At 62.9% G+C, this 1,445-nt stretch carries 1 protein-coding gene; it reads right to left on the bottom strand.

Going from position 1 to position 1,445, the window contains the following annotated elements; all coding sequences use genetic code 11:
- Positions 1–22 precede the first annotated feature (22 nt).
- Complete coding sequence (locus INT40_RS20305) at positions 23–1,090, bottom strand: IS110 family transposase (protein WP_193070818.1); 1,068 nt, start codon at positions 1,088–1,090, stop codon at positions 23–25.
- Positions 1,091–1,445: the final 355 nt, after the last annotated feature.

Genomic DNA, 1,445 nt, shown 5'->3' with positions numbered 1-1,445 from the left:
ACTAGGGATCCTTCTATGTTTGTCAAGCGGCGCTGAGTCGTGTCTCGTTGGCGTTGAGTATCCGGTAGATCTGGCGCGCGAGATAGCGTTTTAGACAGCGGCGAATCTCCTTGGTAGTACGACCTTCGGCTTGCCGCTTCTCGACGTAGGCCCGGGTTTCGGGGTGATGCGTCATGCGGGTGAGGACAGCGATGTGCAGGGCCCTGTTGAGACGTCGATCTCCACCACGGTTGAGCCGGTGGCGGACGGTGTTACCCGAGGACGCTGGGATGGGGTTGACGCCGGCCAGAGCGGCGAATGCCGCTTCAGAACGTACGCGACCGTGATGGGACCACGCAGTCAGGCAGATGGCCGCGGTCACGGTTCCGATGCCGGTCTTCTCCAGCAGTGGCGCTGCCTGCGAAGCACGGACGAGCTCATCCATCCGCGTACTGTTGGACGCGATCTGCTCGTCGAGTTCAGCGACTCGTTTGGCCAGCCGAATGACCTCGGTCCTGGCGGTTGCAATGCCGAGGTCTTCGTCGCGAGACCGCCACCGGGCAACTGTCGCGATCTGAACGCGGGTCAAGGGTCGGCGGGCTTCAAGGCCCAGGTCAACGACGCGCACGAGCGCGATCAGCGCGTTAACGGTCGCGGTCCGCTCGGCAGTCATGTGATCACGAGCCGCGATGAGGACCCGCAAAGCCGACCGCACTCCTTCGGCGCGGCGCGGTTGCCGTAGCTGGGCGGTGTCCAGAGGAAGTACCGCAGTGGCGATGCGGTGAGCGTCCAGGGAATCCGATTTTCCCAGGCTTCGGTTGGCTCGTGCGTTCATCCGAGCGGCTTCCACAACGGTGTATCCGGCCCTGCCGAGCGCAGCAGCCAGACCGGCTCCGTAGGAGGCAACGCCTTCGATGACCCACAGCGCAGCCAGATCACCACCGGTGCGACGACCAGCCCAGGAGATCGCCCGAGCCATTCCAGCAATCGTGGTGGGAAATTGGGCAGTATCGACGGCTTCGCCACTGGCAGTCAGGACCGCCAGAACGTGATTACGGGCGTGGGTGTCGACGCCGATGACGAATGGGTGAACATGAGCGACGATAGACATAGCGGTACGGGTCCTTCCTACACAGGAACAGTGGTCTGGCCGCTGGCGGCCGGCACCGGTCTGGGTAGGAGTCACTTCGGGGCAGTACTGTGATGAGTCACGCTCACAATGTGAGCGGACAGCCTTCTGATCAAGTCACCGGAGTGGGCCAGGACGGTGCCGGCAGCCTCACCCCGGACGGACAGATCCCTAGCAGGCCACCCTCAAAGAAGGGGCTGAGCATGTCTTGAGTCACGACCGGAGTGAAGCGACCAACTCCTATCCTCGTCAGCCGGTCCCAGACCAGCCACCCCAAGACTCACAGCATGTCTCCTTTAATGGCGGAGCCATGTCAGGATCGCGCTGATCACGACTG

Origin of the sequence: Brevibacterium sp. FME17 (genome assembly GCF_014897515.1) — a bacterium.
Classification (GTDB): domain Bacteria; phylum Actinomycetota; class Actinomycetes; order Actinomycetales; family Brevibacteriaceae; genus Brevibacterium.
Note: the sequence above shows the minus strand (reverse complement) of the source record. Positions and strands in the feature narration are given on the sequence as shown.

Bases quoted from the DNA above. Each gene is read 5' to 3' on its own strand.
- INT40_RS20305 (WP_193070818.1), bottom strand. From the start codon at position 1,090: ATGTCTATCGTCGCTCATGTTCACCCATTCGTCATCGGCGTCGACACC.